The 12576-nt window shown below is 65.1% G+C and carries 12 protein-coding genes; 7 read left to right on the top strand and 5 right to left on the bottom strand.

Going from position 1 to position 12576, the window contains the following annotated elements:
- Window positions 1-15 precede the first annotated feature (15 nt).
- A complete protein-coding gene (locus AB4Z51_RS15465) occupies window positions 16-1179 on the bottom strand; it encodes a PA0069 family radical SAM protein (protein ID WP_085402545.1) in 1164 nt (387 codons plus the stop codon).
- Between the two features lie 210 nt (window positions 1180-1389).
- Here AB4Z51_RS15465 and AB4Z51_RS15470 point away from each other — a divergent pair, with 210 nt between their 5' ends.
- Together AB4Z51_RS15470 and AB4Z51_RS15475 are read left to right on the top strand one after the other, a co-directional pair.
- A complete protein-coding gene (locus AB4Z51_RS15470) occupies window positions 1390-3777 on the top strand; it encodes a phosphoketolase family protein (protein WP_167768195.1) in 2388 nt (795 codons plus the stop codon).
- A 4-nt stretch (window positions 3778-3781) separates the two neighbouring features.
- Window positions 3782-4963: an acetate/propionate family kinase gene (locus tag AB4Z51_RS15475; RefSeq protein ID WP_135215914.1), complete on the top strand. Its 1182-nt coding sequence runs from the start codon at window positions 3782-3784 to the stop codon at window positions 4961-4963.
- A gap of 194 nt (window positions 4964-5157) precedes the next feature.
- Here AB4Z51_RS15475 and AB4Z51_RS15480 read toward each other — a convergent pair whose 3' ends face one another.
- Entirely contained in the window at window positions 5158-5541 is a 384-nt protein-coding gene (locus AB4Z51_RS15480; protein WP_071916148.1) for a hypothetical protein, read from the bottom strand.
- Between the two features lie 176 nt (window positions 5542-5717).
- Window positions 5718-6557: an RMD1 family protein gene (locus AB4Z51_RS15485; protein ID WP_085402542.1), complete on the bottom strand. Its 840-nt coding sequence runs from the start codon at window positions 6555-6557 to the stop codon at window positions 5718-5720.
- Between the two features lie 334 nt (window positions 6558-6891).
- On the opposite strand from AB4Z51_RS15485, the gene AB4Z51_RS15490 reads away from it, so the two are divergent.
- From AB4Z51_RS15490 to AB4Z51_RS15500, 3 genes are all read left to right on the top strand, one after another.
- Window positions 6892-7467, top strand: coding sequence for a glycosyl transferase (locus AB4Z51_RS15490; RefSeq protein ID WP_085402541.1), 576 nt, complete (start codon window positions 6892-6894; stop codon window positions 7465-7467).
- Between the two features lie 66 nt (window positions 7468-7533).
- Entirely contained in the window at window positions 7534-8511 is a 978-nt protein-coding gene (locus AB4Z51_RS15495) for a bifunctional helix-turn-helix transcriptional regulator/GNAT family N-acetyltransferase (protein WP_441497608.1), read from the top strand.
- Window positions 8511-8639 carry a hypothetical protein gene (locus AB4Z51_RS15500; RefSeq protein WP_275552127.1) on the top strand — a complete coding sequence of 43 codons (129 nt, stop codon included), beginning with the start codon at window positions 8511-8513 and terminating at the stop codon, window positions 8637-8639. Before AB4Z51_RS15495 ends, AB4Z51_RS15500 begins: the two co-directional genes overlap by 1 nt.
- A gap of 238 nt (window positions 8640-8877) precedes the next feature.
- Here AB4Z51_RS15500 and moaB read toward each other — a convergent pair whose 3' ends face one another.
- Entirely contained in the window at window positions 8878-9441 is a 564-nt protein-coding gene (gene moaB, locus AB4Z51_RS15505) for a molybdenum cofactor biosynthesis protein B (RefSeq protein ID WP_085402539.1), read from the bottom strand.
- A gap of 156 nt (window positions 9442-9597) precedes the next feature.
- Window positions 9598-10533, bottom strand: a complete 936-nt coding sequence (ypfJ, locus tag AB4Z51_RS15510; RefSeq protein WP_441497609.1) for a KPN_02809 family neutral zinc metallopeptidase — start codon at window positions 10531-10533, stop codon at window positions 9598-9600.
- Window positions 10534-10934: 401 nt separating this feature from the next.
- Here ypfJ and AB4Z51_RS15515 point away from each other — a divergent pair, with 401 nt between their 5' ends.
- Together AB4Z51_RS15515 and AB4Z51_RS15520 are read left to right on the top strand one after the other, a co-directional pair.
- A complete protein-coding gene (locus tag AB4Z51_RS15515) occupies window positions 10935-12065 on the top strand; it encodes a site-specific DNA-methyltransferase (RefSeq protein WP_071916153.1) in 1131 nt (376 codons plus the stop codon).
- A 179-nt stretch (window positions 12066-12244) separates the two neighbouring features.
- Complete coding sequence (locus AB4Z51_RS15520; RefSeq protein WP_441497610.1) at window positions 12245-12571, top strand: hypothetical protein; 327 nt, start codon at window positions 12245-12247, stop codon at window positions 12569-12571.
- Window positions 12572-12576 lie beyond the last annotated feature (5 nt).

Genomic DNA, 12576 nt, shown 5'->3' on the forward strand with positions numbered 1-12576 from the left:
TCTTTCGCTTCCCGGTCAGAACAGGCTGAGCTGATCGCCGTTCCGCTTCGGCCTCGCAAAGTGATCCGTCGTCAGCTTGGAGCGCCGCTTGTTCAGCCCAAGCCTGTCGCAGGCGATCTCGAAGCGGCGGCCGATGGTCCAGGCCATCGGTCCGGTGCCCTTCATCCGCTCACCCCATTTCGCGTCGTAATCGCGGCCGCCGCGCATGTCGCGGATCAGGGTGAAGACGTGGCGGTAGCGGTCCGGATAGTTGGCCATCAGCCATTCGCGGAAGAGATCACGCACCTCCAGCGGCAGCCGCAGCAGCACATAGGAGGCTTCCTTGACGCCGGCATGGGCGGCGGCATCGAGAATGCGCTCGATCTCGGAATCGTTCAGCGCGGGGATCACGGGCGCGACCATCACGGTGGTCGGAATGCCGGCCTCCGAGAGCTGCTTCAGCGCCTCCAGCCGCTTCGGCGGCGTCGCCGCGCGCGGCTCCATGGTCCGCGCGAGTTTTGGATCGAGCGAGGTGACCGAGATCGCGACCTTGGCGAGGTTGCGCTTGGCCATCCGCGCGAGAATGTCGATGTCGCGCACGACCAGCGCCGACTTGGTGACGATGCCGACCGGATGGCCGGCGCGCTCCAGCACTTCGAGAATGCCGCGCATGATCTTACGCTCGCGCTCGATCGGCTGATACGGATCGGTATTGGTCCCGATCGCGATCATCCGCGGCTCGTAGCCGGTCGCGGCCAGCTCCTTCTCGAGCAGCGAAGGCGCCTCGGGCTTGGCAAACAGCTTTGACTCGAAGTCGAGCCCCGGCGACAGGCCGAGATAGGCGTGCGTCGGCCGCGCGAAGCAATAGACACAGCCGTGCTCGCAGCCGCGATAGGGATTGATCGAGCGGTCGAAGCCGATATCGGGGGATTCGTTGCGGGTGATCACCTTGCGCGAGGTGTCGACGCCAACGGTGGTCTTGAACGGCGGCAGCTCCTCCAGGCTCTGCCAGCCATCGTCGAAGGCGACGCGGGCCTCGGCCTCGAAGCGGCCGCTGGCATTGGACTGGGCGCCCCGCCCTCGCCTGCGCTGTTTGTCGATGGCGACCGCCAGTTCGGGAAAATCAGAGTCCGCACCCGCCGGCTCGGAGGGCGCCGTGACCGGCGGGTGCTTGAGAGCATGAGAGGATGCTGGACTCATGAAGCCAAGATAGCACGCCAAARGAACAAATCAAGAACACAAACAAAAAACTGAAAAACAACCCCATGCACAGTAGCCGCCCAAATTTCGGGCGCGGTCCTTTGACCTCACGCAACACACCGGTCGCGGCGATCCTGTTCGATGCCGGACAGGGATCAATCGCACCGGAACAAAGTTGGTGACGATCGCTGGGTGAAAGTCAGCAGGAACATGACAAATCAACGACAATCGGCCTCAGGGAGCAGCGAGCTCGATCTGCTCGATCGCTATTGGCGCGCCGCGAACTACCTCTCCGTCGGGCAAATCTATCTGCTCGACAATCCGCTGCTGCGCGAGCCGTTGCGGCCGGAGCACATCAAGCCGCGCTTGCTCGGACATTGGGGCACGACGCCCGGTTTGAACTTCATCTACGCCCATCTCAACCGCGTCATCCGCGCGCTCGATGTCAGCGTGCTCTATATCTGCGGTCCCGGCCACGGCGGCCCGGGCATGGTGGCCAACACCTATCTCGAAGGCAGCTACAGCGAGATCTATCCTGACGTCGCGCGCGATACGGACGGATTGCGAAAACTTTTCAGGCAGTTCTCCTTCCCCGGCGGCATTCCGAGCCACGCGGCGCCGGAAACGCCGGGCTCGATCCACGAAGGCGGCGAGCTCGGCTACGCGCTGGTGCATGCCTATGGCGCCGCATTCGACAATCCCGACCTGATCGTCGCCTGCGTCGTCGGCGATGGCGAGGCGGAAACCGGCCCGCTCGCGGCGTCCTGGCACTCAAACAAGTTCCTGAATCCCGCCCATGACGGCGCCGTGCTGCCGATCCTGCACCTCAACGGTTACAAGATCGCGAACCCGTCCGTGCTCGGACGGATGCGCGACGCGGAGATCCGCGACCTGTTCCGCGGGTTCGGCCACGAGCCGCTGTTCGTCGAGGGCGACGATCCCGAATTGATGCACCAGGCCATGGCGGATGCGCTCGACGTCGCGCTCGCCAGCATCCGCTCGATCCAGCAGCATGCCCGCGACGGCCGCAAGAGCGTCGAGCGGCCGCGCTGGCCGATGATCGTGCTGCGCAGCCCGAAGGGCTGGACCGGCCCGAAGGAGGTCGACGGCAAGAAGGTCGAGGGCTTTTGGCGCGCACATCAGGTTCCCGTTGCGGGCTGTCGCGAGAACCCGGCGCATCTGAAAATCCTCGAAGACTGGATGCGCAGCTACGAGCCCGAGAAGCTGTTCGACGGCAGCGGCGCGCTTATTCCCGAGCTCCAGGCTCTGGCGCCCGAAGGTAACAGGCGCATGGGCGCCAATCCGCACGCCAATGGCGGCCTGTTGAAGAAGGAGTTGAAGCTGCCGGACTTCCGCAGTTTTGCGTTGGACGTGCCGCAGCCCGGCGGCGTCACCGGCGAAGCGACGCGTGAGCTCGGCAAATTTTTGCGCGACGTCATCCGCCTCAACGCCGAGGCGCGCAACTTCCGCATCATGGGTCCGGACGAGACCGCGTCAAACCGGCTCGACGCCGTGTTCGAGGCGACCGAACGGGTCTGGATGGAGCCGACGGAGCCTTACGACGTGCATCTCGCCCAAGACGGCCGCGTGATGGAGGTTTTGAGCGAGCATCTCTGCCAGGGCTGGCTCGAGGGTTATCTGCTCACCGGCCGCCACGGCTTGTTCTCCTGCTACGAGGCCTTCATCCACATCGTCGATTCCATGTTCAACCAGCACGCCAAATGGCTGAAGGTGACGCGGCATCTGCCCTGGCGGCGACCGATCGCCTCGCTGAACTATCTCCTGACCTCGCATGTCTGGCGGCAGGACCATAACGGCTTCAGCCATCAGGATCCCGGCTTCGTCGATCTCGTCGCCAACAAGAAGGCCGACATCGTCCGCATCTACTTCCCGCCCGATGCCAACACGCTGTTGTGGATCGCCGATCACTGCCTGCGCACCTATGACCGCATCAACGTGATCGTTGCCGGCAAGCAGCCAGCCCCGCAATGGCTATCGATGCAGGACGCCGCCACGCATTGCGATGCCGGCATCGGCATCTGGACCTGGGCCGGCACGGAGGATGCGGATGGCGAGCCCGACGTCGTGATGGCCTGCGCCGGCGACGTGCCGACACTGGAGACGCTCGCCGCCGTCGATCTGCTGCGCAAGGCGCTGCCCGACCTGAAGATCCGCGTCGTCAACGTCGTCGACCTCATGACGCTGCAGCCGAAAGACCAGCACCCGCACGGCCTGTCCGACCGCGATTTCGACAGCCTGTTCACATCAGACAAGCCCGTGGTCTTCGCCTATCACGGCTATCCCTATCTCATCCACCGTCTCACCTATAACCGCACCAACCATGCCGGAATGCATGTGCGCGGCTTTGCCGAGGAAGGCACCACGACGACGCCGTTCGACATGGTCGTGCTCAACGGGCTCGACCGCTATCACCTCGCGATCGAGGCGATCGCGCGCGTGCCGGGTCTGGCGACCAGGGCCGCGCAGGTGCAACAGCAGTTCCGCGACAAACTGATCGAACATTCGCACTATGTGCGCGAACACGGCGAGGACATGCCTGAAATCCGCGACTGGGTCTGGCCGGGCAAGACGGGTTGACGTCATGACGGTGTCGGTCCTCGTCCTCAACTCGGGCTCGTCGAGCATCAAGTTCGGCCTGTTCGACATCGCGGCGGCCGAGCCTGCCCTGCTCTGCAAGGGCCTGCTCGACGAGCAAGAGGCGAAGCCGCGGCTCGTGGTGAAAAGCCCCGCGGGCGGAGACCTTTTCGAGACGCAGAGGGAAGCATCCGATGCGGACAGCGGCCATCTGTTCGCGGACGTGCTCGGCTTCATCGAGGAGCGTTTTGCCGACCACCGCCTGCGCGCCGTCGGTCACCGCATCGTTCATGGCGGGCCGGATTATTCGGGCCCGGTTGAGCTGACTGACGACGTCTACGCAAAGCTGGACGCACTGACGCCACTGGCGCCGCTGCACCAGCCGCGCTGCCTTGAACCTGTCGGCATCATCAGCACGATCCGGCCTGAACTGACGCAGATCGCCTGTTTCGATACGGCCTTCCATCACAGCATGGCTCCACCCGCGAGCCGCTTCGCCATCCCGCGGCGCTATGAAGAGCGCGGTATCCGGCGCTACGGCTTTCACGGCCTCTCGTTCGAATATGTCGCGGGGCGCCTCGCGAAAATCGCGCCGCAGTTCATTGCCAAGCGCACCATCATCGCGCATCTCGGCAATGGCGCCAGCCTGTGCGCCTTGCGCGATGGCCGCAGCGTCGACACCACGATGGGGCTGACGCCGCTCGATGGCCTCGTGATGGGCACCCGGAGCGGCACGATCGATCCCGGCGTGCTGCTCTATCTGCAACAGCACGAGAGGATGCCGGTCGAGGATGTCCAGCACCTGCTCTATCACGAGTCAGGCCTGCTCGGCGTCTCCGGCATCTCTGCCGACATGCGCACGCTGCTGGCGAGCCGTGAGGCGGCGGCGCGGCAGGCGGTCGAGCTCTTCACCTTCCGTGCGGCGCAGCAGGTCGCGGTGATGGCGACCACGCTGGGCGGGCTGGACTGTCTGGTCTTCACCGGCGGCATCGGCGAGCATGCGAAGGAAATCCGCACCGCGATTGGTGAGCGGCTCGGGTGGCTCGGCGTGCATATTGACGCGGGTGCGAATGACGCGGCACGCGAGCGGATCAGCAGCAGTGGCAGCACCGTCAATGTGTTCGTCATTCCGACGAATGAGGAGCTGACGATCGCTCGGCATTGCGCGGCTGTGCTGCGAGTGAAATGAAAGCCCGGTCGACCGCTGCATCTTTCCCTTCTCCCCCGTGGGAGAATTTCAGCGGGCCATGACTTCTCGGGCCATGACTTGTCGGGCCATGACTTGTCGCAGCGCTGCTGCGCCACTGTCGAAATGACCATGGTGCGCAAAGCAAACGATTTCGCCAGCGCTTCGAGCACCATGGGCCAACTACGTCGCTCCGCTCAGTACGGAGAGTACCCGCCCGGGCAAACATAGTTTCCGTAAGCGTCATAGCCGCAGCCGCTGCGGTAGTAGGCCCCCGTCGCAGCTGCGCCGATCGCCGCGGCCCCCACTGCCGCCGCACCGACGCCGTAACGATATCCGCGATACCCTGCATAAGCGCCCCGATAGCCGTAACGCCCGCCGCGCACGGCGACAGCACCGCCCCGATATCCACGCGCCGCGACCGCGCCCCCGCGGTAGCCTCCTGCCCGCACGGCACCGCCGTGGAAACCTCCTGCGCGCATGGCGCCGCCGCGACCGCCGCGGGCAGATGCGTCATCGGGAGTGAAGGCGACAAGCAGCATAGCTGCGGCTGCCGAAGCGATGAGAGCTTGACGCAACATCAGCGTACTCCTTCTTCGAGGGAGGAAGCCGCGGACAGCTGCACATCGCGTTGACCGCGGGTCCGATCGAAGTCTCGTGCGCTGGAGCTTCGTGCCTTTGATTTGGATCAACGTTCATCTACATGAACGACGGTTCCCCGCCCGCACAGTGGCGTGCAGGCCGATCTCAGGCCGGTCTAATGCGTGCCCGACAGGATCTGGATGCACCCGATCACGACCTCGATCACGATCAGCACCACGACTGCGATTTCCAGACGCAGCGAGCGCTGGGTGTCGATGATGTCGGTCAGCGCGTTGGCGGTTTCCGAGACCGCGGTGAGCTTGCGCTCAAGCGTGTCAAGGCGCTCCTTCAATTCGTACTCGTCTTCGAGACGGGCATAGAGGCGGTCGAGCTCGGGCTTCTCCCAGAGCACGTCCGGTTTCTCGGCCACCGCGACACGGCCGGCGACGCGCTGCTGGACCAGAAGCGCATTGCCGATCAGTTGCAGGATGCCCTTGCGCCGGGGCGGCGTGCGGCCCTGCTCGGCGAGCCCCCGCGCGAAGGGCTCGATCACGTCGAAAACCGCGGCGACGCGGCGCTCGTCGCGGGCGAGCGAGGTGCTCTTGGCGAGCGCGTCCGCAACGATCAGCAGCCGATCGTCGGAGAATTTGGCGAGGCAGATCGGCCCGCCGGGCTGGATCGCCTCGGCGTTCTCATCCTTGCAGAGCTGCGCCTGTGCGATCTCCTCTTCAAAAGGGCTGAGCTCGCCGGTCACCCGCGGTTTCAGGCTGTCGATCAGCACCTTCTCCTCCGAAGGGAGGAGGCCGATCAGCACCACGACGCCGTAGCGGAAGATCACGACGAGCCCGGCATGGACGCGGAAGGCAGCAGGCGTCGAGGAGACAGGTGCGCCAAGCTCGAGCCCGGACGGATTGATGCGTTCGCCCAGCATCACGGCGCGGATCCGCAGGGTCGGCGCGGCCTCCGGCTTCGGCGATGTTGGCGTGGTGCCAACGGGAAGTTGATCGGCGTTCACTGGACTATCTCACTTTGCGCGGCGAGCGTTGCACGTTTTTCCCGTCACAAGGTTTGTGTCAGACTGCCGGTGCAGCCTTGCGGAACGTGCCGTCCTCGCCCCGATCATATCGGCAGAGAAAGCCCCCGTTTGAAGCTCACGGAAACGACATTCGCGGAAACATTCGGCAACAGGGCCACCCGCGCACGACATATTCGGCTGCGATAGACCGGCGGCGATCTACCATCGCATGCCGGAACACCGGCGAAAAGTTGCACTCGGCGACGCCGCGTGTTTATGACACATTCATAACAAGCTACGCTTCTCCCGAAGTGCAGACATCGAAGCCTCAATCATGCTGAGCGTCATCATACCGACCGAAGGCGTCGAGCAGACGGCGGTCGCAACCCTCGCCGCGCTGGTGCCCGGCGCCGCCGCGGGCGTCATCCGCGAAGTGCTGCTGGTCGACGGCACCCGCAACGGCGTCATCGAGCGCGTGGCGGACGTTGCAGGCTGCCGTTTCATCGGCTTCGAGGGATCCTCGCAGGGCGCCGCGCTTGCCGCCGGCGCGCTCCAGGCCCGTTCGCCCTGGCTGATGTTCCTCCCGGCCGGCGCCGTGCTGGAGACCGGCTGGATCGAGGAAACCACCCAGTTCATCCAGGCTGTCTCGACCAGCGGCAGGGATCGCGCGGCGGTGTTCCGCTACACACGGTCGCCTTATGCCGATACCGGGTTTCGCGACGTCCTCTGGGCCGTGGTGCGCAAACTGGTCGGCCCCCTCGGCGATCAGGGACTCTTGATCGCGCGCGATCATTACGACCGGATCGGCGGCTACCCGCCCCAGGCCCGCCGTTCCGAGGCGCGGCTGCTCCGGCGGCTCGGCCGCTCGTCCCGGACCATGCTGCGCAGCCGGATCGTCATGGTCGGCTGACGTCACCGATCTAATACTTGCCAAAGTCAAATAATTGTTTGACAATGGCAATTATCGAGGTGACCCATGCCATCTGCCCTTTCGTCATCCAGCCCGTCGCCATCCTGCCCCGCTTCGACCGAACAGGTCGCTGACGACCAGGTCCAGGCGGTTCGCGCCTTCAACCGCTTCTACACCCAGAAGCTCGGCGTGCTCGACCAGCAGCTCCTGAAGAGCCCGTTCTCGCTGAGCGAGGCGCGCGTGCTCTACGAGCTGGCCCATGGTGGCGAGCAGTCGGCCAAGGAGATCGGCATCGCGCTCGGGCTCGACGCCGGCTATCTCAGTCGCATCGTGCAGAACTTCGACGAGAGCGGCCTGATCGCGCGCAAGCCGCTTCCGAGCGACCGCCGGCAGGTTCAGTTGAGCCTGACCGCGAAGGGCCGCCAGGCGTTCGCCAGGCTCGAACGCTCGTCCCAGGACGACGTCGCCGCGATGCTGCGGCCGCTGCCGGATGAGGAGCGCAGCAAGCTCACCGGTGCGATGGAGACGATCGAGCGGCTGCTCGCTATGCCGCGGACGCCATCCCCGCGCGCGACCCTGCGCGAGCCCCGCCCGGGCGACATGGGCTGGGTGGTGCAGAGCCACGGCGCGCTCTACGCCAGCGAATACGGTTTCGACTCCGGCTTCGAGGCGCTGGTGGCCGAGATCGTCGCCAAATACATGACCTCCTACGATGCCTCGCGCGAGCGCTGCTGGATCGCCGACATCGAGGGCCGGCCGGTCGGCTCGGTATTTCTGGTCAAGGCCAGCGACGACGTCGCCAAGCTGCGCCTGTTGCTGCTCGATCCGGCCGCACGCGGACAGGGGCTAGGCCAACGGCTGGTCGCCGAATGCGTCTCCTTTGCCCGCGCCTGCGGCTATCGGCKGATGACGCTGTGGACGCAGAGCAATTTKGTCGCCGCGCGAAAAATCTATCAGGATGCCGGCTTCAAGCTGACCGCCACCGAGCCGCATCGCAGCTTTGGCCAGAACCTCACCGGCGAAACCTGGGAGCGCGATCTCTGATGCGGCGGCACGCGCTCATCACGGGAGAGCTCGTCGATCTCTACAAGCGCCGCGCACGACGGCTGCACGCGGAAGCGTGCCGGACTATGTGGCGCGTGGTGTGGGGCTCGCTGCGGCGGAAGAGCTAGTCGCTATCGCTGTCGCAGCGGGCGCGATGCGCATGATTGTGCCCTCGCCCCTTGCGGGAGAGGGCAGCGACGCCAGTAGATACGAACTCGCTTGGGTGAGGGGTATGTCTCCGAGCGGTCCGTGCGGATGGAGACCCCTCACCCGTCTCGCCGCTCCGCGGCGAGCCACCCTCTCCCACAAGGGGAGAAGGGAAGAGGTCCGCGCCTAGCTCAGCAAAGCAGCGTCAAAGCAACGCACTCACACCGTCGCGCCCTGCGCCTTTGCCCTTCGCAGATGCTCGTCCAGGCGCGGCATGATCTCGACGAAATTGCAGGGACGCGTGCGGTAGTCGAGCTGGGCCGCGAGGATGCCGTCCCAGCCGTCGCGACAGGCGCCGGGTGAGCCCGGCAGGCAGAAGATGTAGGTGGCGCCGGCGACGCCGGCGGTGGCGCGGCTCTGGATCGTCGACGTGCCGATCTTGGCGTGGCTGAGCATGTGGAAGGCGATCGAGAAGCCGTCCATGCGCTTCTCGAACAGTGGCTCGATCGCCTCCGGCGTGACGTCGCGTCCGGTAAAACCGGTGCCGCCGGTGGTGATGACGACGTCGATGCCGGCATCGGCAATCCAGCGGCGGACGACGGCGCGGATCGCCTCGACGTCGTCGGTGACGATCTCGCGCGCGGCGAGATGATGGCCCGCCGCGGTGAGGCGGTCGGCCAGCGTCTGGCCGGACTTGTCGTCGGCGAGCGCGCGCGTGTCAGAGACGGTGAGCACCGCGATGTTGAGCGGGATGAATTGTTTTGACTCGTCGATCGAGGCCATTGGTCCTTCCTCTCGTGTCCCGGACGCGATGCAGCGCGTCAGCGGTGCGTCGCAGACCCGGGACCCAGAGCTGAGAGACCGGCATTGTGGGCCCCGGCTCTGCAGCGCACCGCTGAAGAAGCGCTGCGCTGCGTCTGGGGCACGAAGTCCTGGCGACTACGACCCGCTGCCGAACGTGTTGCAGGCCTGGACGGTCCCTTGCTGGTAGCCGGTCATGAACCACTGCTTGCGTTGCGCCGCCGAGCCGTGCGTGAAGGAATCGGGCACGACGCGTCCCGTGGCGTGGCGTTGCAGCGTGTCATCACCGATCGCGCTCGCCGTGGTCAACGCGGCGTCGATGTCGCCGGGCTCGAGGAAGTTCGGACGCTTTTTCGACTCGCGATTGACCCAGACGCCGGACAGGCAATCGGCCTGCAATTCGACCTTCATCTGGAGCGCATTGGCCTCGGCCTTGCTGCCGGCCTGCTGCTGCAGCCGCGTCACGCGCGGAATGATGCCGAGCAGGTTCTGGATGTGATGGCCGGCCTCATGCGCGATGATGTAGGCGGTGGTGAAGTTGCAGGCGGACTTGCCGGAGCAGCCGCGGAAGCGCGTCTCGACCTCGCGGAAGAAACTGGTGTCTAGGAAGATGGTACGATCCGGCGGACAGTAGAACGGCCCCATCGCCGACTCTGCCCGGCCGCAGCGGCCGCCATTGGTGACGTTGCGGAACAGCACGACCTTCGGACCGGTGTAAGACTGGCCGCTGGCCTGGAAGATTTCGCTCCAGCGGTCGTCGATCTCGCCGAGGATGCCGGAGATCATGCTGCCCATCTCGTCGGTCGGCGCGCCGCGCTTGGCGGAGGTCGACTGACGATCGGTCTGGTAGGAAGGCGCCTGGCCGCCGCCGGTGAGGATCTCGGCGCCGCCGATCAGGATGCGCGGATCGATGCCGAAGGCATAACCGACCAGGCCGAGCACGATGATGGTGCCGATGCCCAGACCGCCGCCGCCCATCGGCAGGCCGAACCCGCCTCCGCCGCCGCCCATGCCGCCACCGCCGTCGCGGCGATCCTCAATGTCGTCGCTGCGGCGGAAATCATCATAACGCATGGCGGGTTTCCCTCAGTCCTCAATTGGCGTCATTTGGGCGCATAAGCGCGAAAGCTCAACGCGCCACACACGTAAAATTTCCAATGCGTTAATCAATATCCCGCTCGGCAATTATTGCCTAGTGCGACAGCATGCCGATGCCAGCAATTTTTTCCGGGGTCGTGCAATTTTTTCCGAGAGAAATTTGGCGACCTGACTGCTCCCGCAACGCGAAGAAATACGAAATACACTGGAAAACACGACGAATGCGCAGAGCGAAACGCGCACAATGCGTGATGCGAGGGCTGCTCACCAAAGCGGCGGGTTAAGTCGATTTTTACTTTGCCGCTCCATTGTAACGGTCAGTCGGTTGTTTGGTCCCGCGTCGCCGACAGCGTCGCCTGAGTCAGAGTTCTTGAGTCATGGTAGTGTCGCGTCGCGGGGCGTCTGCAAGGGCGCCCCGCACAAATTTTGAGTCCGCTTCGCACAGCATCATCCTCGGTGATTGCGTCGCCGAGATGTCGAAGCTTCAGGCCGGTTCGGTCGACCTCGTGTTCGCCGATCCGCCCTACAATCTCCAGCTCAAGGGCGATCTGAAGCGCCCCGACGAATCCCATGTCGATGCCGTCAACGACGACTGGGACAAGTTCGATTCGTTCTCCGCCTATGACGATTTCACCCGCGCCTGGCTGCTTGCCGCCCGCCGCGCGATGAAGCCGTCGGCGACGATCTGGGTGATCGGCTCCTATCACAACATCTTCCGCGTCGGCGCGATCATGCAGGACCTCGGCTTCTGGCTCCTGAACGACATCGTCTGGCGCAAGTCGAACCCGATGCCGAATTTCCGCGGCCGCCGCTTCACCAACGCGCACGAGACCATGATCTGGGCCGCGCGCGACGAGAAGGCCAAGGGCTACACGTTCAACTACGAGGCACTGAAGGCCGCCAACGAGGACGTGCAGGCACGGTCCGATTGGCTGATCCCGCTCTGCACCGGCGAGGAGCGCCTCAAGGGCGCCGACGGCAAGAAAGTGCATCCGACGCAGAAGCCGGAAGGCCTGCTCGCGCGCGTGCTGCTGTCGTCGTCGAAACCCGGCGATCTCGTGATCGATCCCTTCAACGGCACCGGCACCACCGGCGCGGTCGCAAAACGTCTCGGCCGCTCCTATATCGGCTTCGAGCGCGACAAGACCTACGCGAAGGCCGCCGAAGCGCGCATCGCCGCGGTCGAGCCGCTGCCGGAGGAAAGCCTCGCTCCGTTCATGACCGCGCGCGAAGCGCCGCGGGTCGCGTTCTCCGAGCTGATCGAGCGCGGCATGATCATGCCCGGCACGAAGCTGTTCGACGCCAAGAAGAAGCTCGGCGCACTCGTGCGCGCCGACGGCGCCATCATGCTGGGCGACAAGGTCGGCTCGATCCACCGCATCGGCGCCGTGGCGCAAGGGGCGCAAGCCTGCAACGGCTGGACCTTCTGGCATGTCGAGACCAAGAAGGGTCTCAAGCTGATCGACGAGTTCCGCGCCGAGATCCGTGCGGGGATCGGGGCGGAGTAGTTTTCTCCGCGGTCCCGTAGGGTGGGCAAAGCGAAGCGTGCCCACCACCTTGGAATATGCCGCAAGCGACGCGGTGGGCACGGAGCTTCGCGCCTTTGCCCACCCTACGGCTCCTTGAATGCCGCCACAGCCAGGACTAGATTTCACCGATCAGCCCCGTCCTGACCGGTCCGGCTCCCATGCGACGACAGTCCGAGACATTGCTGCTGGTGCCGCTGCTGCCGATCTTCCTGCTCGGCATGTTTCCGATGTTCCTGATCGCCCTGCTCGGCTTTTTCGGCCTCGCCATCTTCGGCGTGCTGGTGGTCTGCGTCGGGCTGGCCAGCAGCAACGAGGCCCACGACAATTTCAATCACGACGTCATCGTGCACGGCTACGCGCGCGGATCGGAGCGCAAGGCGCGGACCTCCAGCATGCACGCCGCAACGCGGCTCGCGATGCGGCTGGACGCTGTCGGCGCCGGGATGATCGTCATCGCCGTCGTCGGCCTGCTCTATTCCAGTTGAGCGTC

It is taken from the genome of Bradyrhizobium sp. 2TAF36, from assembly GCF_052114925.1.
Taxonomy (GTDB): domain Bacteria; phylum Pseudomonadota; class Alphaproteobacteria; order Rhizobiales; family Xanthobacteraceae; genus Bradyrhizobium; species Bradyrhizobium barranii.